Origin of the sequence: Pseudomonas sp. CM27 (assembly GCF_013179515.1) — a bacterium.
Taxonomy (GTDB): domain Bacteria; phylum Pseudomonadota; class Gammaproteobacteria; order Pseudomonadales; family Pseudomonadaceae; genus Aquipseudomonas.
Window position 1 is genome coordinate 1 of the sequence record NZ_JABMCN010000009.1, and the last position, 24444, is coordinate 24444.

Consider the following 24444-nt stretch of genomic DNA (forward strand, 5'->3'; position numbering starts at 1 on the left):
GGCGCCACCGGTCATCACCGAAGCGACGATACCCAATATTGTCAGCGTGGCCGAAAGCGCCAGGCCACGCCAGCGTCCACCGACCTGCATGGGCTTGGTCTCACGCAGGACCTCTTTATAGCTGCGCAAGGTCTGTTTCTGTTCCTCGCGGCTGATCATGATCGCGCCGCTGGGATCATGCAGGTTGACCGGGTCCGGGCAGTGGGCATAGTCGTTGACACCCCCTTCGCCGAATGGGCTAAGCCAGTCAGGTTGGGCATAACGACGCAGGGCCGGGACGTAGCAGCGGTAACCATGGCCTGCATGATACTGGTCCATCACCGGGTCGCGGCGCATGCCGTTGTAGCCGCTGACCACGTCCTCCAGTGCCGCGCCTTCGCCGAAGGGTAGCAGCGGGGCGAGTTGCAGGTTGGCGTCGCAGACCTGGCCGACGATCCCCGATTGGGGGTCGTCGATCAGCCAGCGCACCTGGTTGCCGTCATACTGCGCCAGCCCCGGAGAGATGCTGGTGTGTCGGGTGGGCTTGCCAGCCTGGTCGAAACACACCTGGCCGATCAGTTCATCGCCGTCGTAGCGCAGTTCATGGGTGGTCTGGTGCTGCTGGTCATATTGCGCCCCCAGACGTTGCAGGCCGTCGTATTCATAGCGGGTGAGCAGGGCGCCGGTACTGTCCTTGACACTGTTGAGCTGGCCGGCGGCGTTGTAGTCCAGTGTGCGTTGCTGGCCGACCTTGCGCAGTTGGCCATTGCTGTTCCAGGTCAGGGCCGTTGTCTGCTTGCCGGTTTTCACCGAGGTCAGGCGCGTAGGGTCAGAGGCCATTGCATAGTCGAACGTTTCCGTCACCGCATCGCCTTCGAATGGGGTACTGGTGCAACGGGTCATATTGTCCAGGCTGTCCCAGCTGAACGTCTGGGCCTTGACCGGTGTGCCGTTGGCATCCTGCGGGCAGAGTGCCGCATGCGAGGTGTCACAGGCATAGCTTGCCAGGCGGTCGAGCGGGTCATAGGTGAAGTGTTCAGTGCGCAGCAATTCGCCGTCCTGCCAGCTGGCCTTGCTGGCCAGGCGACCGTCGCCACGCCAGGTCATGTGCTGGCTGAAGCAGGGTGCTCCGTTGCGCAGGAAGGTGCGCGCGGTTTCCCGGTTGAAGCCGTCATGTTCGCTGTGCACCTGCCATTGCCCGGCGCCAGTCAGCGCGTGCACCCGGCGCGCCTGCAGGCGATCAAGCTCGTCGTAGCGGTACAACACGTCCTCGTGCTCCTGGCAGGTGCGCAACAGCCGTCCCTGGCTGTCGAGGAACACCCGCCGCGTGCGGCCGTCAGCGCGTCGCGCTGCAAGGTTTTGCCCCCGCAGGCTCTGCCATTCGGCACGCCTGACAGTACCTCGCGGTGTTTTTTCAGTGGTTCGCCGGCACCCGGGCACCTGCGCGCTGGCGATCAGCTGTTGCCAGCCTGAACCGGACAGTGGGCCAGGCGCGCTGCTCAGCACGGTCGATCCGTTATAGTTTGTCTCGCGGTACAGGGCGTTGTCATCTGCCGCAAAGCGCGCGCTGCTGGCAGTCTGAAGCCTCTGCAACCGGGTCTTGTCGGGCAAGGTCACGGTCTGGTCGGCAAACCGGTATTCGCGGCTGCCTACCGTGCGTGTGGTGAGCTTGCCGTGTTCGTTCAGCGCCTGACTCGCGACCACCTTACCGTCCACGGTCAGCGTGCAAACCTGGTTGCTGAAGCCGTGGTAAGTGCGCTCGATGGTCGTGTTATCGGGTTGGGTTACCTTGGTGACCCTACCGAGAACATCGCGTTCGAGCGTGTAGTTCAGCGCCTGCTCGCCCAAGGTGCGGGTGTGGCTGATGACATTGCCGGCGGGGTCGTACCGCTGATCGAGGCGCAGGTGCTGCGTGCCGGGGTGGTCCGCCCATTGCACCGAGCGTTGGAAGGTGCCGTCGGTTTTTGCAGTGGTGGTGCTGGTACGCCTCGACAGGCACCGGGCGCCCAGGCCTTGCTGTTCGGTTAGTTGTACGGCCGAATCAGCGGTAGCCCAGAAATTGTCGGTTGGTAGGTTATTTTGATAAAAAGATTTCGCATGCGTCTTTAGTTTTTCGTTGTCATCGGTGGTGGCTAAATCGAACAAGTTTAAGATGTCAAAATAATCGCTGGAAACTTCGAAGTTCGACAGGCTGTCTGAGACGTGTTCAGGATCTCTTGAGGTATCAGGATCTCTTGAGGTATCAGGATCTTGAAGCCAGTTGTGTGCATCCTCGATCCCGCTCAGGTCGGTAAGTCCGGCAAGGTGTTGGATGTGTTTGATTAGCTCAAAGTGGTCAACTATCGTTACTTCGTGTTCTTTTGCTATTAAGATAATGTCCTCGTACGTGCCTCGTATGGTATTGACCGTATAGTTGTACCCGTTGACCGGAAACGTTGGACGGGTATGCAAAAGTGGATTTTCAGTGTCAATGCATATGAGTTTTTCAACTATACGATGAGCAAATATTTCGACGCCCGTAGAGCTCCCTTTGGCATCGTCGTACGTGGCGATAAGCGTGTCCGCTTCAACAGCAGCCGGCTCATCTGTCACCGCCCGCGTTTCCTGGGCCAGCCAGGGTTGACTACCCAGCGCCCCACGTAAAGGTGTGTCTTTGCGCACAGCCTGGCCACCCGGCAGGTAATCCCACGCCCAACTGCCCAATACCGACGATTCATCCAGGTCTGAGAAGCAGTGTTCCTCCAGGGGTACATAGCTGTCAGTATCTGCTCTGCGCCACGAGGTGCGCCAGGCGCGTTGCAGGCCATCCAGGCACGAGAGGCTCTGGCTGCCATCCTTGAAGGTGCGTTGTACCGTTGTACTGCTGACTTTGCTGTCGGTGTAGACCGATTCGATGCGTTCGTCAGCCGCCTGCCTGGCTGTCTTGCCGGTGCTATCGGGTGCCAGCTTGTAGCGGGTTTCTCTGGTTACCCGGCCCAAGGCATCGCGCTCCTCCCAGTGTGTCTCGACGCCATTCTCGACCCTTTGCAGGGCGCGCCTACTGTAGCGCGAACGGACTTCCTTACTGACCTGGGCACTGCCCGCAGGCGTCGTTGCACTGACGATCACCTGGATACCGGGTTGGGTGGGGTTGTCGATAAATTTCTGCACAGTGGTCAGCGTAATACTCTGGTCGTCACGATGCGTCGTCTGCCGGCTGGTAATCGACCATTCCTGAACCTCGCTTTGCCCGCTGGGGGTTTTCTTGCTGGCGGGAACTGCAGTGCTGGTGCTGATCTGGTGCCACAGCGCTTCCTGGCCGGTCAGCTCCCAGGTGGTGTCCTTGTCGAGGGTGTCGTTGGTCAGCGTGCCGCGGATGTTATCCACCATCACCATTTCGGCCAGTTCCAGGTAGTCTCGGTCGGCGCGGGTGACTTTTCGATAGCCGTAGAGCTTCAGGCCCTGAGGGTTGCCATAGTCGTCACACTGGTACTCCGCCATCAGCGGCGCACTGGTGTATGCCGGCACGAAGGGGCACTCCAGCGTCGGTACTGCGCCAAGCGCTTGCACATTGCCAAACGTGATCTGGTTATGCGTCTGATCACCGTGGTAATAGCAGTAATGAATCGAATGCGAACCGTTGGTATACAGGCGCAGGGGGTTGCCTTGGGCGTCATTCACGATCGTGGTGGCGTCCACCGTCTTGCCCAACTGTTCGCGCTTTGTTTTTGGCGACAGGCTGAGCATGTTCATGATCGCTCGGGACAGCTGCTTCCGCCTCTTGGTATCTTGCCGCCAGAACCTTTGCAATACGGCCAGCCGGCGGTCTGTCGCCGGGGCATTTGCGGTGACTTTTACCGAGGCCCCGTCCTGCTTGACGATTATGCTCCTGGTGATCTCGGCCAGCTCATCCCCCCAGCCTGTATAGCGGAAGGTGGTCGTGGCCTGCCCATGTTCCAGATAGAACTCAAGCCAATGGTCCTCTGAGGAGCCTGAGCCTCGCAGCAGCACTGTGCGCATGCCCTTGTGGTCCAGCCCGAAAGCGTGCAGGTCGTGCGCGATGGCGGCATGAATACCGCTTTCCACGGCTGCGATGAACACCGCGTCTTCGCTGAACTGATAGCTGCCCGTGTAGCTGTAGCGGTCAATATGATTCTGCTGCCCGCATCCTGGCAGCAGTGCGTGCAGCGCCACCCGAGGCAGGGCGTACGGTCGGTTCAACGAGGCACTTTCCTTGACGTACTGGACGCATTCGAGAGAACCGTCCTGCTCCTGCAGGCGGCACAATACCCTGTCCAAGGTCGGATCATCGTCGTAGCCGCAATCCACCTGCTGCACAACGATGCCCTTCTGCACGCGCTTGAGTGTGCTCAGCAAGTACTGCTTAAGGGTAAGTTCGACCTCGAACGCATCGCCGGTGCCATGCCACAGGTGCATGTTTACCCGGCTCTCGGCCTTGAGCTCAGGGTTGACATATTGCGCGCTGAACAGCTCGGCTTCGCCGCTCTTGATGCTCATCAGCAGGAATTGACCGTTCTGGCGCTTCCACTGTAGATCCAGCGCTTCGCCGAACTGCGAGATGATGCGTGAAGGCAATAGCTGCACGAACGGCCGCTGAAACAGCGCGATACGCCTGTCCAGTTCCTTGGTGTTGGAATGCTTTCTCCAGGCATTGCGGGCTTCTTTGTAATCGATGATCCCCCCGACAAGATACCCATAGGGGGAAATCACCAGCAGCGCCCACTGCGTCCAGTGTTCAGGAATCAGCAGTGGGTCCGGCGCGCTGCCGGACTTGATCGCCTGCAAGTACTCGAGCACGGCCCGGCGAAACTCGTCGTTCGGTTCAACCGTGTCACTACCGGGCGCAGCCGGTTTACTCAGGATCTCCTGGCGGCCACTGGGAAACTCAAGGGTGAACCGGCTGTAATCCTTGTTGCAGCTCACCCGGCAGGCCTTGGTCTTGATGGATTCGCCTGCGCCCAGCCGGGTCCACTCGTCGTCGCTCAGCATGACCTGGGTGCTATCGGCGAGAGTGAGCCGGCGGTGGTCGTTTTTCTCGATGGCGCTGGTAATAATGCTGGAGAAGCGCCAGGCCCAGCCATCGCCCAGGCCCGCTTCGTTGCCGCGCAGCGCCGAGTAGTGCAAGGTCAGGTCGCACACCGGGCCCAGCCCACGCAGGCCTTGCAGGGTCGCGATCGGGTAATGGGCATGGAACAGGCCGCTGCGCTCATCCACGCCCGTGCGGTCGTGGCCGCTGGTGTCGAACAGTTCGGAGTGACTGGTGTTGCCGAAGTCCTCGCACAGGAAGCTGATCTCGGTATACTTTTTCAGCGGCGCAGGCGGGGTGAATTTGACGGCCTGCACGTCGTGCCAGAAGCGGTTCGAGTTGAAACCGCCTATATGACCCACAGTGAGTTCTTTAGCATCGCGAGCGTCTCCCGGATAGGTGAAGTACAGGTCGTAGACGCCATTATCGATCGGCCCTGCCCAGGTGATGCTGGTGTCGGTCACACTGACCGGCCACTGCCGGTGCTCCCCGGCGCGTGGTACGCAGGCGGTGACCCGATAACCGTTGTTGTACGCGACATTGTCCAGGCGGAACTCCAGCTCCCCGTTCAACGACTGCACATCGACCTGAACGCTGGCAGTACCTGGGGTCACTGTAAAACGGGCTTGTTCAGCCGGCTTGCCACTAGGCAAGTCGTCAGTCTCGAGCAAGTACTTGCCGTAGTCGTCATCGCGCCAGGCCTCGCCATCGCCGACGTTTTCCAGCAGCACCTGCAACTCGCTGAAGCGCAGCACGGACAGCGGTTCGGCGCCTGCCCCGACCTGCACTTCCGGCCAGGCCTGTGCCTTGAGGAATTCGGCCAAGGCCTGTAACCAGCTATCCCGGTCACTGACCGTTTCGGCATCCTGAGGTTTGAACAGTGCGCGATGCAGCAACTTGCGGCTGAAAGGGTGCCGCACTGTGGCCAGCACCGCATGCCCGGTGTCGGCTCTCCAGGCCGATTGCAGAGTAGCCCCCGGCAGGTAATTGGCTGCGCCGGGCAGTGTGGTGAAAATACGCAGCGCATCACCGCGTTGCCACAGGTGCAGGTCGTTGCTCGCATCGGCCGGCCCAGCCTGTGGGTTGTGCGTGGCCGCTCGAAGGTAGGGCGATACCGGCGAGGCGTTCAGGGCCGTGGCCCAGGCGCCCAGCCATTTGCCTGCGGCGCGCTGAGCCTTGCCTGGCACCCACTCATGATGTGCGAGCAAACGATGGGAAAACGCATCGTAGACCCACGCCTGCAACGTGTGCCCTGCTTCGAGTGCATGTTCACCCTCTACAGCCTGGCTTTGCCACCAATTCACCTGGGTAAGGGTCACGGACAGCTCGGCGCACTGCGGCACCCAGAAGGCATTGTCTTTGTCGGCAGGGGTGACGGTGCTGCCATCGAGGACGCCTGCACGCAGCACGTGGCTGTCACGGTTGATCTGCTCGCACAGTGCCTTGGCCCACTGCGTGCCGGCTTGCGTCGCCGCGGGGGTGAAGAAATGGTGTTCGTACAGCGCCTGGGAGGTGAGGTCGCGCACTTGCAGGCACAGTGTTTCGTCCGCCACAGGGCTGAAGGATTCGTCACAGGCCAGAGCCTGGACGATGTTGGCGGCAAACGGCGCGTTGCTGAACGTGCGATAGCGGGTGGGGCTCCACAGCCTGAGGGTTTCGGCAGTGGTGGAAAAGGTGTTGTGAGCTTGCCAGACTCCGGCGCAGATGGGCTCACCCGCAGCCGCCAGATGATCGGCAAAGGCTTTTGGCCATGACGTGGCAGTGAGTTGGCCCTTCTGCGCAGGATAATCGAGCCTGCGGATATCGCCATCCAGTCGATCGATGAGGAAGGCGCTCAATACCTCCCCTTCGGCCAGGGCTCGGCCTGCCTTGATTGTGCTGCTGGTGTTCCAGCCGCCGTCGATGCTGCCCACCCGTTCGAGCGAGAAGTCGGTCATGTCGGGAAGGGCCCCGTCGGGCTGGTTGGAGATCAGGTACGGGGTTGATGGCGATTGCAACTGAAGGGCTACAGGTTGCTCGGCCAGCATCTCGGATGTGGTGTAAATGGCTTTGATAGAGTTGTCGTACAAACTGGAATTTCCCAGCGGGGAAAGGTCTGGTAAAAAGTCGAAATTTTCTTTCAGGATTTTGAAGTCATTCTGAGTTTGCTCAGGGCAAGTGATGGTCAGACTGCCAAACTGGTCATTTGAGATCAGGCCGTATCCAAGGGTGTTCTTATTATTCCTGGAAATTGGCTTGTTGAACTCAATAATTACAAGGTCGGTGGGGATGGTTGCTGCATCTGCTATAGCGTCAATTCCCATGCGCTGGGCATTATGGTTAACCAACTTCTTCGTGATACTGGCCAGGCTGTCGGTTTTTTCAATCGCGGCTTTTACAATGTCAAGCCCTGTGAGGTCATAAATGGTGCGAATTGCATCCTTGGATATATACCCTGAGTTTAGCTGTGACGGTTGTGTAAAATAATTCGTCCAGCAGGTGGGTTCCAAGGGGGCGCTTCGTCGGAGCACGGTGTTCAGGTAACACAGAACTTCATCCAGCACAGTGCTCCTTGAGACCACCAGTTTGTCGGAGTGCTTCATTAGCTCAGAGCTCTCAACGGCACATATGATCCCGCAGGGGTGCTTGGGTTGACTCCCATCCCTGCTGGAATATGGACCGAAGAAGCCGCGACCATCCGTGAGCTCAATCATTACCAGTGATGGTGCAAGCGGGAATGGCGGTATTTCTTCTGCGTGCAGCTCACGTGCGCCTTGGCTGATGAGTATGTCAAATGCGTTGTCGAGTGTTTCTTCGAGAGCGTCGTAATATGCCTTGTTTTGGCTGGTTAATGCAATTGTTTCCTTCTCGACCCCCTCGATGGATTCGATGAGCTTAAATTCGTCACGGCTCTCATAATATATTACAACTGACAGCGAACCGTCCTGGCGACTATAGTCAACTTCAATGTAGTTGTCGTGGATGCTTATCAGCCAGGCACTGTTATTGTTGACCTTGATTTTCTGTCCTGCTTTCAATCCGGCCTTTTCAATAATGCTTCTGTTGTACCCTTGAACTGTTATTCCTGAGAAATGGCTCATTTTGCGCTCCAGAAATTCGCGGCTGACTCAATTGCGTGGCGTGGTTTGATTGGGCTAGTGCCAGTCTCTGGGCAGCTGGAAACTTTGTCACCTGGCAAAAATGCCAGGTCCCCAGGTAGTCCGTATTTCTCCAAACCTGCTATTCCTAAGAGGACACGCATCCCACCCAGGCCCCTCGATGCTGGTCATCGAACACCTGCACAAATCCTTCCCCACCCCCCAAGGCCCGCTCCCGGTGCCGAGATGTCCAGGCGCGCATCGGCAACTTCAGCAACGCCGACGAGTGCTTGTGGCAAGTGCGTACCTTCTGTAGGAGCAGCCTTGTGCTGCGAAGAGCCTGCTCCTGCAGGGCCGTCGACTTGACGCTATTTCTGCAAGGCAACCACCCCGGCTTGCGCTAAGATGCCCGCTCATGTCTCTGGAAGCTGCCTGGATGAGCAAACCCGGTCAAATGGTGCTGGTGGCACTGCGCAAAATGATCGCCTCGGGCGAGCTGGCGGCTGGCGAGCGCCTGATGGAAGTGCCCACCGCCGAACTGTTCGGCGTCTCGCGCATGCCGGTGCGCATGGCGTTTCGTACCCTCGAGCAGGAAGGCCTGCTGGTGCGCTTTGGCGGCCGGGGCTTTCAGGTGCGTTCGGTCAGCGCCGATGACATCGCCGGTGCGGTGGAGGTGCGTGGCGTACTGGAGGGTCTGGCTGCCCGCCAGGCGGCAGAACGCGGGCTGTCAGTGCAAGCGCGCGCGGCACTGCAACAGTGCCTGGTGGATGGCGACCAGCTGTTCGACAAAGGCTTTGTGACCGAAGAAGACCTGCAGGCCTACCACGACCTCAACATGCGTTTTCACCAAGTGATCGTCGCGGCCAGCCACAACCCGGCCATCGCCGATGCCCTGGCGCGCAACGACCACCTGCCGTTCGCCTCGGTCACCGCGCTGGCCGTGGACCGCCATGACCTGGCCCGTGAATACCGGCGCTTCAATTTTGCCCACATGCAGCACCATGCGGTGTTCGATGCCTTGGCCAACGGCCAGGGTGCCCGCGCCGAAGCGATCATGCGCGAGCACGCCAATGCCACCTTGCGCTATGCCGAAACCTTCGGCGGGGGAGCGGCGGACGCGGGCATGAAAGTGATCCTGCCCTCGTCCTGAGCGGTTCAGATATCCAGCACCAGCAACGGCGTTTTTGAGCACGCCGATCAGATAACGGTGGCGCTCTTCGGGGTGATTGCACAGGGAGTACTGGCGCACCAGCCCACCAGGCAGGTGCACATCGATATGCGCGCCGGCAGTGAATGCCGGCAGCAGGCTGCCATCTGCCGCCGCCAGTTCGAAGCTGCAAATGCCCAGCGCTTCATCGTTACGGGATACCACTACGGCATCGATCATGTTGGCGAATCCTCAGGCAGGGGTTGCGCTGGTGGCGATCAGTTGTGGTTGTGGCGCACCTTCCTTGGCGATGATCCGCTCCAGCACCTTGCGCGACTGCACGCCGCCGGCATCGATGTTCAGCTTCAGCAGGTTGCGCTGGGGATTGGCCAGCAGGTTCTGTTGCTGGCGCTCGAGCATTTCCAGGTCTTCGCTGAAGATCTTGCCCTGGCCCTCGCGAATGTTGTCGGTCAAAGCCTGGTCATGCGCGGCAAAGTTGCGCGCCATGCCCCAGAAGTACCAGATCGAGGTATCGCTCTCGGGGGTAATGAAGTCGACCACGATGCTCGAGGCCTTGTGCTGGGCCTCGGCGTGGTAGCCCCCTTTGCCGGCGTGCGCCACGCCGACTTCGATCAGCACATGGCTGGGCGGGGTGAAGCGGCAGATCTGCCAGCGGTCCACCGGCACATCGTCGGCCAGGCCGTTGCCGCGCAGGGCCATGCGCCAGAAGGGCGGGGCCATGATGTTTTCCATATGCCGAGCAGTGACCACTTCGTCGCCGCTGACGGTGGTTACCGGCGGTGCTTCGTCTATTTCCTTCTGGCCGATGCTGGAGGCGTGCACGTAGGTTTCGTGGGTCAGGTCCATCAGGTTGTCGATCATCAGGCGATAGTCGCAGCCGATGTGGAACAGGCCGCCGCCGTAGGCCCATTCATCATTCATCGCCCATTCAAGGTGCGGAATCAGCGCCGGGTCGGCCTGCGCCTGGTCGCCGGGCCAGACCCAGATGAAGCCATAACGCTCGACTGCAGCGAAGGTCTTGTTGCAAGGGAAGCCCCGGACCCGCTGGCCTGGCATCGACACGGTCTTGCCGTCGCAGCCCATGACCAGGCCGTGGTAGCCACATACCAGGTTGCCGTCCTCCACATAACCGAGCGACAACGGCGCGCCACGGTGCGGGCAGAAGTCCTCCACGGCGGCTACTCGGTTCTCGTGGCTGCGGTAGAACACGATCTTTTCGCCGCAGATCTGCCGGCCCAGCGGCTTGCTGGCGATTTCTTCGGGGGTGCAGGCGACGTACCAGGTGTTTTTGGGGTACATGGGAGGCTCTCCGGGGTTTTGTTTTTATTTAATGGATCCATTAGAGCGGTCCGCTGCACCGATGGTCAACCTATAATTCAGGGATTCAATCGCCTTTTGGGCGATTATCGAATTATTTGTGGATCCATTATAGGTTGCCTGTATTTCCACCCACGATTGTTCCGCTGCCGCTCTCACAGGGCGCCCGTGTTGCTCCAAACCTGCTATTCCTAACAAGACATGCATTCCACCAAGGCCCCTCGATGCTGGTCATCGAAAACCTCCACAAATCCTTCCCCACCCCCCAAGGCCCGCTCCCGGTGCTGCAAGGTGTCGACTTGCGCCTGGCCCGCGGCAGCAGCCTGGCGCTGATGGGCGAGTCTGGCAGTGGCAAGAGCACCTTGTTGCACCTGGTGGCCGGCCTGGACCGTGCCGACAGTGGCCGCATCCTGATCGACGACGTCCCGCTCGACAGCCGTTCCGAGGCCTCGCTCGCGCAGTGGCGACGGGAGGGGATTGGCTTGGTGTTCCAGCAGTACAACCTGATCAGTAGCCTGGATGTGGGCGCCAACCTTGCCTTTCAGGCCAGGCTGGCCGAGCGGCACGACCCCGACTGGGTTGAGTATCTTGCCCAACGCTTGGGCTTGGCGGACCTGCTTTCGCGTTACCCGGAGCAACTCTCCGGCGGCCAGCAGCAACGGGTCGCCATCGGCCGCGCCTTGGCCGGGCGCCCGGCCTGGCTGCTGGCTGACGAACCCACCGGTAGCCTGGATGAAGCCAGCAGCGATGAGGTGCTGAACCTGCTGCTGCAACTGGTCGCGGAAGCCGGCAGCGGTGTGCTGATGGTTACCCATAGCCCGCGGCTGGCGGCGCGGTTGCAGCGGCGTTGTTACCTGCAGGCCGGGCGCGTGCGGGCCGAGCAGCGCTGATGAGGCTTTTGTCGCTGGCATTGTTGGCGTTGCTCAGCCACTGGCGGCGCCATCGGGTGCAGTTTTTCAGCATCTTTACCGGGCTGTGGCTGGCCACGGCGCTGTGGACCGGAGTGCAGGCGCTGAACAGCCAGGCACGCAGCGATTATGCCCGGGCCAGCGCAGTGTTGGCCGGGCCGTTGCAGGCGCAAGTGCTGCCGCGCAATGGCGAGCGCTTCGACCAGGCGCTGTATGTGCAGCTGCGCAGGCTGGGCTGGACGGTGTCGCCGGTGCTGGAAGGGCGCTTGCGCCTGCCGGGCGAACCGACGCGCAACGTGCAGCTGATCGGCATCGAACCACTCAGCCTGCCGCCGTCCAGCAGCATCGCTGGGGTGCAGCCGCAGGCATTCGATCTGCAAGCCTTTATCGGCTCGCCCGGGCAAGCCTGGGTCGGGCCGGACACCTTGCGTCAAATGAATGCAAAACCTGGCGATCCGGCAGTCGACAGCGAAGGGCAGCGGCTTCCACCTTTGCGCTTGCAGCCAGCGTTGGCGCCAGGGGTGATCGTGGTCGATATCGGCCACGCCCAGGCACTGCTGCACGCACCTGGGCAATTGTCCCGATTGCTGGTGGCTGATGCACCCGGGGCACTCCCTGCGAATATCGCGCCGTTGCTCGAGCTGCAACCTCGGCAGGACGACGGCGGGTTGCAGCGCCTGACCGACAGTTTTCACCTCAACCTGACCGCACTCGGCTTGCTGGCATTCATCGTCGGTCTGTTCATCACCCATGCCGCGATTGGCTTGGCCCTGGAGCAGCGGCGCGGGCTGATCCGTAACCTGCGCGCCTGTGGCGTCAGCCTGAAGGTGCTGCTGTGTGCCCTGCTGCTGGAGCTGGGCCTGTTCGCGCTGCTGGGTGGATTGGCCGGGGTTGCCAGCGGCTATGGGCTGGCCGCGTGGTTGCTGCCCGATGTGGCCGCCAGCTTGCGCGGCCTTTATGGCGCACAAGTCGCTGGCACGCTGAGCCTGCCCGCAGGCTGGTGGCTGGCCGGTGTGCTGGTGAGTGTGCTGGGCGCGTTGCTGGCGGGACTGGGCAGCGTGTTGCGGGCAGCACGCTTGCCGTTGCTGGCGCTGGCGCAACCCCAGGCGTGGCGATTGGCGCAGGGGCCCTGGTTGCAACGTCAGGCCATGCTGGCGGGCGTGTTGCTGCTGTTGGCCTTGGCTTGCGGCATGCTGGGCGACAGCCTGCCCAGCGCGTTCGGCATGTTGGCAGGTTTGCTGCTGGCGGCGGCGCTGTTGCTGCCGGTCTTGCTCGATCGGCTGCTAGGCGGGTTGTCGCGCTGTTGTCGGCGGCCATTGTCGCAATGGTTCGTCGCCGACAGCCGCCAGCAACTGCCGGCATTGAGCCTGGCACTGATGGCGCTGTTGCTGGCGCTGGCTGCCAGTGTCGGCGTGGGCAGCATGACCGAGGGCTTTCGCAAGACCTTTGTCGGCTGGCTGGACCAGCGATTGTCGGCCGACCTGTATGTGACCCCTCGCGACACTGCCCAGGGTTTGCAGATCATCGAGTGGCTGGGGCAGCAAGCGGCGGTCAGTATGGTACTGCCCGGCTGGCGTGTGGAAACCAGGCTGCAAAGCTGGCCGGTGCAGGTTCAGGGCATTGTCGATCACCCCGTCTATCGCAGCCGCTGGCCATTGCTGGCGCAGCACAAGCAGGCCTGGGAGCAATTGGCCAGCGGGCACGCCGTGATGCTCAGTGAACAGCTGGCCAGGCGGCTTAACGTGCAACTGGGCGATAGCCTGAGGCTGCCTGGCCGCGACTCGCCGGGCCTGGCTGTGGTGGGTATCTACGCGGATTATGGCAACCCCAAAGGCCATGTGCTGGTCAACGAAGGCTGGCTGCGAGCCCATTGGCCAGAGGCAACACTGAGTGGCGTCAGTGTCGACCTGCTTCCCCTGCAGGGTCAGGCCATGAAGGCGGCACTGCAGCAACGCTTTGCCCTGGACGACAACCGAGTGGTGGAGCAAGCGCGCCTGAAACGCTGGTCGACCGAGGTGTTCAACCGCACTTTTGCCGCCACGGCCGCCCTCAACAGCCTCACGCTTGGCGTGGCCGGCGTGGCGCTGTTCATCAACCTGCTGACCCTGGGCCAGTCCCGCCTGGGCCAGCTGGCGCCGTTATGGGCGCTGGGGGTGCGCCGCACCCATCTGGTCTGGTTGAGCCTGGGCCAGTCGCTCATGTTGAGCAGCCTTACCGTGCTGCTGGCGATTCCGCTGGGGTTGTTGCTGGCTTGGTGCCTGGTTGCGGTAGTGAATGTGCAGGCGTTCGGCTGGCGTTTGCCGCTTTACGTGTTCCCCGCGCAACTGTTGCAACTGGCCGTGATGGGTATGCTGACCAGCCTGCTGGCCAGCGCCTGGCCCTTGTGGCAATTGGCGCGGCGCCAGCCCCGTGAACTGTTGAGGCCCTTTGCCGATGAAGCGTAATGCGTGGCTGGTGCTGTGCGGGTTGTTGTGCGGCTGTGATCAGCCCGCACCGCAGAGCTATGCCGGGCTTGGGCAGCAGGCGGGGGCGTTCAGCCAGGTGACGCGCGGCCGTACGCTGCAATTTCCACACGACCATGGCCCCCACGATGGCTATCGCATCGAATGGTGGTATGTCACCAGCAATCTCAAGGACGCCCAGGGGCGTGACTGGGGCGCGCAGTGGACTTTATTCCGTTCGGCCCTGCGGCCTGGCCCGGAGACCAGCGGCTGGGATAGCCCGAACCTGTGGATGGGGCACGCGGCGCTGACCGGCCCGGGTGGTCACCAGTTTGCTGAAACGCTGGCGCGGGGCGGGATTGGCCAGGCCGGCGTGCAGGCGCAACCGGTTCGGGCGTGGATCAACGATTGGTCGCTGCAGGGCTCGGGCGGGATCGAGCACCTGCAGATGGTCGCGGGTGGCACCGGTTTTCGCTATCGCTTGCAACTGCACAGCGATCTTGCGCTGGTGTTGCATGGTGACAAGGGCTATAGCGAGAAGTCCGGCAAGGGGCAGGCTTCGTACTATTACAGTCAGCCCTTTTACCGTGTGCAAGGGGAGGTGGAGCGTGGTGGTCAGTGCATAGCCGTCACCGGTCAGGCGTGGCTGGACCGGGAATGGAGCAGCCAGCCGCTGGCTGCTGGGCAAACCGGCTGGGACTGGTTTTCGTTGCACCTGGACAGTGGGGCGAAGCTGATGCTGTTTCAGGTACGCGAGGCGCAGGGTGAAGCGTATCGGGCCGGGACCTGGGTTGGCCCGGACGGCGAGGTTGTGTCGCTGCAGGGGGCGCAGATACAGCTGCAGGCACTGGGTTGGGCGCGGCAGAAGAACGGCAAGAAGGTGCCGACGCAATGGCGGGTGCGGGTGCCGGGGCATGGCGTGGATATGAAGGTTGATGCAGTGGAGCCACAGGCCTGGATGGAGACACGGTTTCCGTATTGGGAGGGGCCGGTGCGTTTGAGCGGGAGTGGGGGTGGGCGGGGGTATTTGGAGATGACCGGGTATTAGGGGGGGATTCGGCGATTTTGCGGTTCGTTGTCGGTAAGGCCATAGGGATCGCATCAGGGCTGACAGGTGCACGCCACAACAACCCCATCAAGGCTGACAGGTGCTTGCCGCAAGATATGCAGCGCCCGTGAGATCGAGCGCCGCCCGCGCGGCGCTTCGCGGGTAAACCCGCTCCCACATTTGTTGCAACGTGGCCATGCCTGTGGAAGAGGGGGTTGCCTGTCTTGGTGCATGGCTTGAGCCTGGTGAGGCTGCAGTGCGGCCAACCGAGAAATCCAGTCAAGCCGACAAGGCTGGCAACCATGGCCTGACAGGTTTGGTACGTTGCAACAAATGTGGGAGCGGGTTTACCCGCGAAGCGCCGCGCGGGCGGCGCTCGATCTCACGGGCGCTGCATATCTTGCGGCAAGTACCTGTCAGCCTTGATGGGGTTGTGACAAGCACCTATCAGTCCCTGACGCGCTCCCTGCGGGCTTGCCGGCGACAAACCAAAAATCAGCCCGAGTTTCTTCAATCCTTGATCAACCCCCTCAAAACCGCCCGCGCTTCTTCCGTCCGCAGGCACTCGATAAACAACTGGCTTTCCCGCGCCACCGTCGCCTCCAGCTCGGCCCGCTGGCTGTCCTTCAACAACCGCTTGCTGATCCGCAGCGCAGCTTGCGGGTAACGCTGCAGCTGCCGCGCCAGCTTGCGCGCCGCAGCCAGGCACTGTTCACCGTCCTCGTGCAGTTCGTTGGCCAGCCCCCAGGCGACCGCCTGCTCGCCGTCGAGCAACTCGTTAGCCAGCAGCAGCCGCGCCGCGCGGGCCTGGCCGAGCAAGCGCGGCAGCAACAGACTGGAACCAAACTCCGGGCACACACCCAACGGCGCGAACGGCATGCGCACCTTGGCCGACCGGCTCACCAACACCTGGTCGCAATGCAGCAGCAAGGTCGCACCAATGCCGATCGCCGCGCCACTGACCGCGGCGATCAGCGGCTTGTCCACGCCCATGACCACCCGCATCAGGCGGAACACCGGGCTGTCCAGGTCGCTGGGCGGGTTGTCGAGGAAGTCGCGCAGGTCGTTGCCGGCGGTAAAGCACTGCGGGTTGCCGGTAATCAGGATGACCTCCACCTGCGGGTCTTCGCTGGCCGCCAGCAACAGGTCACCCAGTTGCTGGTACATGGTGGTGTTCAAGGCGTTGAGCTTGTCGGGGCGGTTGAAGGCCAGGGTCAGCAGGCCCTGGTCGAGGTCGCGTGTGATCAGGTCGTTCATGGCAGCCGCTTTTGTTGTTGTGGTCGGGCCCATGGGGGCAGGTGACAAGGGTTTATCATGCCGTCCGGCTTGTTGTACAGTCGTTCAGTCCCGCCTTGGGCCCCACCCCCCGACCAGAGAGCCGCCGATGAACCAGGAAGCCCGCTACCACCGCATGCTGCCGGAATTGCGCAAAGCCAACCTGGTCGAAGCGACCCTGGTGTGCCTCAAGCGCCATGGCTTCCAGGGCGCGTCGATTCGCAAGATCTCCGCCGAAGCCGGGGTATCGGTAGGGCTGATCAGCCATCACTATGCGGGCAAGGACGAGCTGGTAGCCGACGCTTACCTGGCGGTCACCGGCCGGGTGATGGGCCTGCTGCGCGAGGCCATGGCCCAGGCTGCACCCAATGCCCGCGAGCGGCTGTCGGCGTTCTTTCGCGCGTCGTTCTGCGCCGAGCTGCTTGACCCGCAATTGCTCGATGCGTGGCTGGCGTTCTGGGGCGCGGTGAAGACCGCCGATGCGATCAACCAGGTGCACGACCATTCCTACGGCGAGTACCGCAACGAACTCAGCCGGTTGCTGGCCACGCTGGCCGAGGAGGAGGGCTGGCAAGGCTTCGATGCCGACCTTGCGGCCATCAGCCTGAGTGCCTTGCTCGATGGCCTGTGGCTGGAGTCGGGGCTCAACCCCGGCACCTTCACCCCCGATCAGGGCGTGATCATCTGCGAGGCCTGGGTCGATGGCCTGCAGGCCGGTGGCCGGTTGCGCTTCAGCCTGCCCAAGGGCTGTTGATCACCCGTTCAGTAGCGAGTACGCTGCTGTCGCGAGTGTGTAGCACAACACCAATAAAAAAGAGAAACACGCAATGACGCCTCGAGTATTGATCGTCGACGACGATCCGCTTGTTCGTGACTTGCTGCAGGCCTACCTGTCCCAGGAAGGCTATGACGTGCACTGCGCCGACACGGCGGAAAAGGCCGAAGCCCTGCTTGGCAGCCAGGATGTCGACCTGGTGCTGCTGGACATCCGCCTGCCCGGCAAGGACGGCCTGACCCTGACCCGCGAGCTGCGCGTGCGCTCGGAGGTCGGCATCATCCTCATCACCGGGCGCAACGACGACATCGACCGCATCGTCGGTCTGGAATGCGGCGCCGACGACTACGTGATCAAGCCGCTCAACCCGCGTGAGCTGGTGTCGCGGGCGAAAAACCTGATCCGCCGCGTGCGCCATGCCCGCGAAGTGCTGCCGACGCCGGCCTGCGCGCAGTCGCTGAAGCAGTTCGCCGACTGGGCGCTGGACACCGACCGTCGGCGCCTTATCGACGCCCGTGGCAGCCAGACCCTGCTGACCCACGGCGAGTTCCAGTTGCTCAGCGTGTTCCTGCGTAACAGTGGTCACACCCTCAGCCGTGACCAGCTGATGGACCAGATCCGCAACCGCGAATGGGTGCCCAACGACCGCTCCATCGACGTACTGGTCGGCCGCCTGCGGCGCAAGCTGCACGACGACCCGGCCGAGCCGCAGCTGATCATTACCATCCACGGCACCGGCTACCTGTTCACCGCCAGCGTGGCGGCATGAACCATCGTGCCTGGGCCCTGGCCTTGGCCTTGGCGCTGCTCGCCGCGCCCGCTGGGGCCGCAGAGCCGGTGCGCTATTGCGACTACCCGGTGTACCCGCCAATTTCCTGGAGCGACGGCCACCAGGTACGTGGCCTGGCGCCGACGGTGGTGCGCGAGCTGTTCGCACGCATGGGCTACCCGGTGCAGACCGTGGTGCTGGGCAACTGGAAGCGCTGCCTGATGGACGCCGCCGCCGGGCGGGTGGACGTGGTGCTGGCCTACAACAGCGACCAGCGTGACCAGCGCATGCGTTTTTCCACAGTGCCGGTGCTGCGCGAGGAAGTGGCCGTGTTCTACAACCGCCTGCGGCCCGTGCAGTTCCGGCAACTGGAAGACCTGGCCGGCTACCGCGGTGGTTTGCTGTACGGCGAGAGCTATGGCGCCGAGTTCGACCGCTTCGTCGCCCGCCACCAGAACATCGAACGGGTGTCGTCCAGCCAGCAGAACTTCGGCAAGCTGATCCGCGGGCGCATCGACTACGTGATCCAGGAGCGGCGCACCGGCCAGCTGTTCATCGAGCACCTGCCCGGCGCGCAGGACATCCGGGTCTTGCCCACGGCCCTGAGCGTGGACTACCTGCGCGTGGCGGTCTCGCGGCAATCACCGTTGAGCCGGCACATGGATGAAATCGACATGCAACTGCGGCGCATGACCCAGGCTGGCGAGATCGAGCGTTGGCTGGAGCAGAGCGAAGTCACCTACCGCGACATGATCAAGCTGCCGGTGGATGCGCGATGATCCGCCTGCGAACCGATGGCCTGCTGCGCCGCCTGCTGCTGTTCATCCTGCTGTTCAGCCTGTGCTTCACCGTGCTGGCCAGCTCGGTGCAGCTGTACTTCGAGTACCGTCGCGAGATGCGCGACATCGAGGCGCGCATGGCGTTGATCCGCGCCGGCTACCTGGCCAGCCTGGAGCGCAGCCTGTGGGACCTGGACGAGGCGCAGCTGGATGTGCAATTGCGCGGCCTGGTGGACTTTTCCGATGTGGCGCGGGTACGCCTGGTCAGTGACGATTTCCAGCTGTTGCGCGGTGAGGCCGAGCCCAAAGGCCCGCTGCGCATCGAACGCTTTCCGCTCGACTACCAGCCGCCTTCCGGGCCGGCCAGGCACCTGGGTGAGCTGGAAGTCAGCATCGACCTCGGTGCAGTGCATCGTCGGCTGTACGCCACCGGCCTGGCCAGCCTGCTATGGATGGGGGTGTTCCTCTGTGGTCTGGCGGTGGCGCTGTCCGGGCTCTTCTACCGCTTGGTCACCCGCCATCTGCAGGTGATGGCCGAGTTCGCCCGGCGTATCGGCGCCGGCCAGTGGCAGGAGCCGCTGCGCCTGGCCCGCAGGCGCTCGGCGCGCGTCGATGAAATCGACACGGTGGCGCACGCCCTGGACGACATGCGCCGCGCTATCCTCAGCGACATCGAACGCCGCGAGCGCGATCGCCTGGTGCTGCAGGACAAACGCGACGAGCTGCAGGCCATGGTCGAACGGCGCACGGCCAGCCTGGCCCGGGCCAAGGATGAGGCCGAGGCTGCCAACCTGGCCAAGTCGCGCTTCCTGGCGACCATGAGCCATGAGTTGCGCACACCGCTGAACGGCATCCTCGGCATGGCCGAGCTGCTGCGCGGCGGCCGGCTGGAAGCCGCCGACCGCCAGCGCGTCGAGGCCCTGTACAAGGCCGGTGAGGGGCTGTTGGCGATTCTCAACGAAGTGCTGTATTTCGCCCGGCTGGAGGAGGGCGAGAGCCGCGCCGAGCTGGTCGGTTTTTCCTTGCGCCAGCTGTGCCAGGAAGTGCTGGCGCTGCTCGAACCCATGGCCATGGAAAACGCTGACACGCTGCTATTGGAAATCGATGAGCAACTGGCCGGATACCAGCACGGCGCCGAACAATACCTGCGCCAGGTGCTGAGCAACCTGCTGGCCAATGCCATCAAGTTCACCGAGCGTGGTCAGGTGCGGCTCACGCTGCAGGTGCTCGCCAGCAGCGAAACCTCCCAGCGCTTGCGCATCGCGGTCATCGACGATGGCATCGGCATCGAGCCGGCCGTGCAGGCCAGGATCTTCGACCGCTTCGTCCAGGCCAGCGAGGCGGTGACCCGGCGCTACGGCGGCACCGGCCTGGGCCTGGCAGTGTGCAAGCACCTGGTGGAAAAGCTGGGCGGCAGCATTGGCCTGGACAGCGTGCAAGGGCAGGGCAGCCGCTTCTGGTTCGAGCTCGACATGGCCCGCGGGCAGCACCTGCCGGTCAGTCCAGGCGCACCGTCGCCGCTGGCAAGCCTGGAGATCCTGGTGGTCGAGGACGTGGCGCTGAACCGCGATGTGGCTGGCGGGTTGCTGCAGCGTGACGGCCACCGGGTCAGTTTTGCCGAAGACGCCGCGCAGGCGCTGCAAAGCTGCGCGCAGCGGCGCTTCGACCTGATCCTGCTGGACGTGCACCTGCCCGGCATGAGCGGCGTGGAGCTGTGCCGGCAGATTCGCGCCAGGCCTGGCCCTAACCGCCACAGTCGCATCCTGGCGCTGACGGCCGGCGTGCAACCAGGGCAAGTGCCGGAGTACCTGGACGCTGGCATGCAGGGGGTGCTGGCGAAACCGCTGCGGCTGGAGAACCTGCGCAAGGCACTGGCCCAAGCGTCGCCTGCTGAAGTGGCCGGCGCTGATGCAAACATGGACTGGGCACTGCTGGGCACCCACCGTTCACTGTTGGGCGAACAGAAGCTGCAAGGCCTGCTGAAAGTGCTGCGCCAGTCGCTGGAGCAGCATGCCGTGGCGCTGGCCGAGGCGCTGCCGGCCCAGGACTTTACCGAAGTGCTGCACCTGGCTCATCGCCTGGCGGGCAGCTGCGATTCGCTGGGCTTTTCCGGGTTGGCGCAATTGCTGCGAGGGCTGGAAGACGCCGCCCGCCAGCATGATGCACAGGCGCTGCAAGCGCTTGGCGAGCCGCTGGCCACCCGGCTTGACCAGGCCCGCATCACCCTGGAACAGTTGATCCAGCGCTGACGTACAAAAAACTTACGACTTTTTACATCTTCGATCCGTTCGTACAACGGCACCTTACATCCGTTTTCAATAATCCATGGCAACCGTGTTGCACGCGGTCCATGAGGCTTATTGGAGACAAGAATAATGACATGCCGTAGCGCTCAGCCCCTCCTCGATACCACCCCACGCGGCACCCCCGCGTGGCGTTGCACCGGCCGCGATGGCGAGGTGCGCCATGACTGACTCCAGCGAAAAGATCCAGCTCACCCGGGCCCTGAAAAGCCGGCATATCTTCATGCTGTCGCTGGGCGGGGTGATCGGCACCGGGCTGTTCATGGGCTCGGGCGTGACCATCAACCAGGGCGGCCCGGTGGGCGCGATCCTGGCCTACCTGGTGGCGGGCCTGCTGATGTACCTGGTGATGGTGTGCCTGGGCGAACTGTCGGTGCAGATGCCGGTGTCCGGCTCGTTCCAGGCCCACGCCACCAAGTTCATCGGCCCGGCCACGGGGTTCATGATCGGCTGGGTGTACTGGATGAGCTGGGCTACCACCGTGGGCCTGGAATTCACCGCCGCCGGCATGCTGATGACGCGCTGGTTTCCGGAGGTGCCGATCTGGTACTGGTCGGCATTGTTCGTGGTCGTGCTGTTCGGCCTCAACGCCCTGGCCACCCGCGCCTTTGGTGAGGCCGAGTACTGGTTCTCGGGCATCAAGGTGGCGACCATTCTCGGTTTCATTGTCATTGGCGTGCTGGTGATCTTCGGCGCCATCCCGCTGAATAGCGGGGCGCCGGCACCGATGCTGAACAACCTGATGGGCGAATCGCTGTTCCCCCACGGCCTGTCCGCGGTGTTCGCGGTGATGATGACCGTGGTGTACGCCTTTCAGGGCTGCGAAATCATGGGTGTGGCTGCGGGTGAGACCGAGCACCCGGAAAAGAGCATCCCGCGTGCGGTGCGCAACGTGGTGTTCCGGGTGCTGATCTTCTATGTGCTGGCGATTGCCGTGCTGTCGGCCATCGTGCCTTACGAGCAGGCCGGGTTGATGGAAAGCCCGTTCGTGCAGGTGTTCGATATGGTCGGCATACCTTACGCCGCCGACCTGATGAACTTCGTCATTCTCACTGCCATCCTTTCGGTGGGTAACTCTGGGCTGTATGCCTCGACCCGCATCCTCTGGGCCATGTCCAAGACCGGCATGGCGCCTAAGAGTCTGGCGCCGCTGAGCAAGCGTGGCGTGCCGCTGCGGGCGTTGAGCATCACCCTGTGCTTCGCATTGATCTCGCTGATGACCAGTTTCGTGGCGGCGGACACGCTGTTCATGGTGCTCATGGCGGTTAGCGGCATGTCCGGTACCGTGACGTGGATCGTTATTGCCCTGGCGCAGTATCGCTTCCGCAAGGCTTATCTGCGTGAGGGTGGGCAATTGCACGACCTGAAATACCGGGCGCCGCTGTATCCACTGGTGCCGCTGTTGTGCATCACCCTGTGCAGCTCGCTGTTCGTGTTCCTGGCGTTGGATGAAACCCAGCGGCCTTCGTTGTATTGGGGCTTCGGATTTATTGCCTTGTGCTATGCGGCGTATTACGTCGTCAACCGGCGTCGGCAGGGGGCTTTTGCACCGAGTGCGCCGGGGGTTTGAGGTTGCGGGGTGTGGGCGGAAGTGTCCGTCGCTGGATATTTATCGCCTCTGAGATCGAGCGCCGCCCGCGCGGCGCTTGGTCTCTCTCAGGCGCTGCACTGCTGCGGCGAACACCACCTGAACCCACCTCCCACCCCAACCCTGTAACACCAACCCCCGACTTGTACGAAGTTGTAACACCCCATCCCAGCTTGTTGAACACTCGTTTAGTATCTCCCTTGCCAGCCCTCCCAAAACCATCACAACACCACCGAGGCCCCCATGACCACCCCGTCGCCCTCACTGTTGAGCAAGGTCGAAGCCGGCGTTGCCTGGATCACCCTCAACCGCCCCGAGCAGCGCAATGCGCTGGACATTCCCACCCTCAAGCAACTGCACGCCTTGCTCGACACCTGCAACACCGACCCGGCCGTGCGGGTGGTGGTGCTGACCGGCAGCGGCCGCAGCTTCTGCGCTGGCGCCGACCTCGCCGAATGGGCGGCAGCCGAAGCCCAGGGGACCCTGGAAACCTACGGCTGGACCGAAACCGCGCACGCCGTGATGTTGCGCCTGCACAGCCTCGACAAACCCACCCTCGCCGCCATCAACGGCACCGCCGTGGGCGGGGGCATGGACCTCAGCCTGTGCTGCGACCTGCGCATAGCCGCCGCCTCGGCGCGGTTCAAGGCCGGCTACACCAGCATGGGCTACAGCCCCGACGCCGGGGCCAGCTGGCACCTGCCGCGGCTGATCGGCAGCGAGCAGGCCAAGCGCCTGCTGTTCCTCGATGAACTGTGGGGCGCTGAACGGGCCCTGGCCGCCGGGCTGGTGAGCGAAGTGTGTGCCGATGAGCAACTGCCCGCAGTGGCCGCCGAACTGGCCGGGCGCCTGGCCAACGGCCCGACCTTCGCCTTCGCCCAGACCAAACGGCTGATCCGCGACGGCGCCCGCCGCACCCTGGCCGAACAGCTGGAAGCCGAGCGCCACGCCGGCCTGCTGTGCGGCCGCAGCCAGGACGGCGCCGAGGCGCTGCAGGCTTCGGTGGAACGCCGCGCACCACGTTTCACTGGCCAGTAACCCGATACCCGACCCTACCAGGACCTTCGCAGATGAATTTCCAACTGACCCAAGAACAAGAAATGTTGGTGGAAGCGGTACGCAGTTTTGTTGCCAAAGAGCTGCTGCCCCATGAGGAAGCGGTGGACCGCGCCGATGCCGTGTCGCCCGAGCTTGCCGCGCACATCCGCGGCAAGGCCATCGCCGCCGGGTTCTATGCCTTCAACATGCCCGAGGAAGTCGGCGGTGGCGGCCTGGATTACCTGTCGCAGGCGCTGATCGAGCGCGAGCTGTCCAAGGTGTCCTGGGCTTTGCACGTGTTCGTCGCGCGGCCTTCGAAAATTCTCATGGCCTGCAAGGACGAGCAGATCAACGACTACCTGCTGCCGTGCGTGCAGGGAGAGAAAACCGACTGCTTCGCCCTCACCGAACCGGGTGCCGGCTCCGACGCCAATGCCATCAAGACCCGCGCCGTGCGCCAGGGCGATGATTTTGTCATCAATGGCAGCAAGCACTTCATCAGCCACGCCGGCCACGCCGATTTCGCCATCGTCTTCGCGGTCACCGACACCTACGAGCACAACGGCCGCAAGCGCAATGCCGTGACGGCGTTGCTGGTCGACCGCGGCACCCCGGGCATGACCATCCGCCGCGGGCCCAAGTGCGTAAGCAACCGTGGCTACCACACCTACGAGCTGTTCTTCGACGACTGCCGGGTACCGGCCAGCAAAGTGCTGGGCGAGGTCGGCAAGGGCTGGGAAGTGGCCAATGCCTGGCTCACCGCTGGCCGGGTGATGGTGGCTGCCAACTGCGTAGGCCAGGCGCAGCGTGCCCTGGACCTTTCGCTGCAATGGGCAGCCGACCGCAAGCAGTTTGGCCAACCGATCGGCAGCTACCAGGGCGTATCGTTCAAGCTCGCCGACATGGCCACGCAGATCCGCGCCGCAGAAATGCTTACCCTGCACACTGCCTGG

At 62.9% G+C, this 24444-nt stretch carries 14 protein-coding genes and 1 pseudogene; 11 read left to right on the forward strand and 4 right to left on the reverse strand.

Translation table 11 applies throughout. The features are described from left to right. Positions 1–8085 (reverse strand): RHS repeat-associated core domain-containing protein (locus HP547_RS02350; protein WP_172285394.1); only part of this gene is annotated, 8085 nt, incomplete at its 3' end. 433 nt (positions 8086–8518) lie between these two features. Between HP547_RS02350 and HP547_RS02355 the strand changes: the two genes are divergently transcribed. Beyond that, on the forward strand, positions 8519–9232 hold the full coding sequence (locus tag HP547_RS02355; protein ID WP_172285414.1) for a GntR family transcriptional regulator: 714 nt from the start codon (positions 8519–8521) through the stop codon (positions 9230–9232). Here HP547_RS02355 and HP547_RS02360 read toward each other — a convergent pair. Together HP547_RS02360 and HP547_RS02365 are read right to left on the reverse strand one after the other, a co-directional pair. Then, positions 9158–9469: pseudogene (locus HP547_RS02360) on the reverse strand (oxidoreductase); the annotation flags it as partial. The gene HP547_RS02355 and the pseudogene HP547_RS02360 sit on opposite strands and share 75 nt — an antisense overlap. A gap of 12 nt (positions 9470–9481) precedes the next feature. After that, positions 9482–10549, reverse strand: a complete 1068-nt coding sequence (locus HP547_RS02365) for an aromatic ring-hydroxylating dioxygenase subunit alpha (RefSeq protein WP_172285395.1) — start codon at positions 10547–10549, stop codon at positions 9482–9484. Positions 10550–10791: 242 nt separating this feature from the next. Here HP547_RS02365 and HP547_RS02370 point away from each other — a divergent pair, with 242 nt between their 5' ends. From HP547_RS02370 to HP547_RS02380, 3 genes are read left to right on the forward strand one after another with little or no spacing between them, the layout of a single operon-like run. Further along, positions 10792–11457, forward strand: coding sequence for an ABC transporter ATP-binding protein (locus tag HP547_RS02370; RefSeq protein WP_172285396.1), 666 nt, complete (start codon positions 10792–10794; stop codon positions 11455–11457). Beyond that, complete coding sequence (locus tag HP547_RS02375) at positions 11457–13919, forward strand: FtsX-like permease family protein (RefSeq protein ID WP_172285397.1); 2463 nt, start codon at positions 11457–11459, stop codon at positions 13917–13919. The genes HP547_RS02370 and HP547_RS02375 overlap by 1 nt, the downstream gene beginning before the upstream one ends. Then, positions 13909–14964 (forward strand): lipocalin-like domain-containing protein, encoded by a 1056-nt coding sequence (locus tag HP547_RS02380; RefSeq protein WP_172285398.1) that lies wholly within the window; start codon positions 13909–13911, stop codon positions 14962–14964. Before HP547_RS02375 ends, HP547_RS02380 begins: the two co-directional genes overlap by 11 nt. A 510-nt stretch (positions 14965–15474) precedes the next feature. On the opposite strand, the gene HP547_RS02385 is transcribed toward HP547_RS02380, so the two are convergent. Then, positions 15475–16221: an enoyl-CoA hydratase gene (locus tag HP547_RS02385; protein WP_172285399.1), complete on the reverse strand. Its 747-nt coding sequence runs from the start codon at positions 16219–16221 to the stop codon at positions 15475–15477. Between the two features lie 127 nt (positions 16222–16348). On the opposite strand from HP547_RS02385, the gene HP547_RS02390 reads away from it, so the two are divergent. The 7 genes from HP547_RS02390 to HP547_RS02420 all read left to right on the forward strand — a co-directional run. Then, positions 16349–16993: a TetR family transcriptional regulator C-terminal domain-containing protein gene (locus tag HP547_RS02390; RefSeq protein WP_172218856.1), complete on the forward strand. Its 645-nt coding sequence runs from the start codon at positions 16349–16351 to the stop codon at positions 16991–16993. 73 nt (positions 16994–17066) lie between these two features. Further along, a complete protein-coding gene (locus tag HP547_RS02395; protein WP_172218854.1) occupies positions 17067–17783 on the forward strand; it encodes a response regulator in 717 nt (238 codons plus the stop codon). Next, positions 17780–18562, forward strand: coding sequence for an ABC transporter substrate-binding protein (locus HP547_RS02400; protein WP_172285400.1), 783 nt, complete (start codon positions 17780–17782; stop codon positions 18560–18562). The genes HP547_RS02395 and HP547_RS02400 overlap by 4 nt, the downstream gene beginning before the upstream one ends. Beyond that, positions 18559–20811 (forward strand): ATP-binding protein, encoded by a 2253-nt coding sequence (locus tag HP547_RS02405; protein WP_172285401.1) that lies wholly within the window; start codon positions 18559–18561, stop codon positions 20809–20811. The genes HP547_RS02400 and HP547_RS02405 overlap by 4 nt, the downstream gene beginning before the upstream one ends. Positions 20812–21028: 217 nt before the next feature. After that, positions 21029–22435, forward strand: a complete 1407-nt coding sequence (locus tag HP547_RS02410; RefSeq protein ID WP_172285402.1) for an amino acid permease — start codon at positions 21029–21031, stop codon at positions 22433–22435. A gap of 261 nt (positions 22436–22696) precedes the next feature. Further along, positions 22697–23491 (forward strand): enoyl-CoA hydratase/isomerase family protein, encoded by a 795-nt coding sequence (locus tag HP547_RS02415; protein WP_172218838.1) that lies wholly within the window; start codon positions 22697–22699, stop codon positions 23489–23491. A 32-nt stretch (positions 23492–23523) separates the two neighbouring features. Continuing rightward, positions 23524–24444: acyl-CoA dehydrogenase family protein (locus HP547_RS02420; RefSeq protein ID WP_172285403.1), on the forward strand; the 921-nt coding region annotated here is incomplete at its 3' end.

Excerpts from the sequence above, each read along its gene's own strand:
- HP547_RS02355 (WP_172285414.1), top strand. The coding sequence starts at position 8,519 with ATGAGCAAACCCGGTCAAATGGTGCTGGTGGCACTGCGCAAAATGATC.
- HP547_RS02365 (WP_172285395.1), bottom strand. The coding sequence starts at position 10,549 with ATGTACCCCAAAAACACCTGGTACGTCGCCTGCACCCCCGAAGAAATC.
- HP547_RS02370 (WP_172285396.1), top strand. The coding sequence starts at position 10,792 with ATGCTGGTCATCGAAAACCTCCACAAATCCTTCCCCACCCCCCAAGGC.
- HP547_RS02375 (WP_172285397.1), top strand. The coding sequence starts at position 11,457 with ATGAGGCTTTTGTCGCTGGCATTGTTGGCGTTGCTCAGCCACTGGCGG.
- HP547_RS02380 (WP_172285398.1), top strand. The coding sequence starts at position 13,909 with ATGAAGCGTAATGCGTGGCTGGTGCTGTGCGGGTTGTTGTGCGGCTGT.
- HP547_RS02385 (WP_172285399.1), bottom strand. The coding sequence starts at position 16,221 with ATGAACGACCTGATCACACGCGACCTCGACCAGGGCCTGCTGACCCTG.
- HP547_RS02390 (WP_172218856.1), top strand. The coding sequence starts at position 16,349 with ATGAACCAGGAAGCCCGCTACCACCGCATGCTGCCGGAATTGCGCAAA.
- HP547_RS02395 (WP_172218854.1), top strand. The coding sequence starts at position 17,067 with ATGACGCCTCGAGTATTGATCGTCGACGACGATCCGCTTGTTCGTGAC.
- HP547_RS02400 (WP_172285400.1), top strand. The coding sequence starts at position 17,780 with ATGAACCATCGTGCCTGGGCCCTGGCCTTGGCCTTGGCGCTGCTCGCC.
- HP547_RS02405 (WP_172285401.1), top strand. The coding sequence starts at position 18,559 with ATGATCCGCCTGCGAACCGATGGCCTGCTGCGCCGCCTGCTGCTGTTC.
- HP547_RS02410 (WP_172285402.1), top strand. The coding sequence starts at position 21,029 with ATGACTGACTCCAGCGAAAAGATCCAGCTCACCCGGGCCCTGAAAAGC.
- HP547_RS02415 (WP_172218838.1), top strand. The coding sequence starts at position 22,697 with ATGACCACCCCGTCGCCCTCACTGTTGAGCAAGGTCGAAGCCGGCGTT.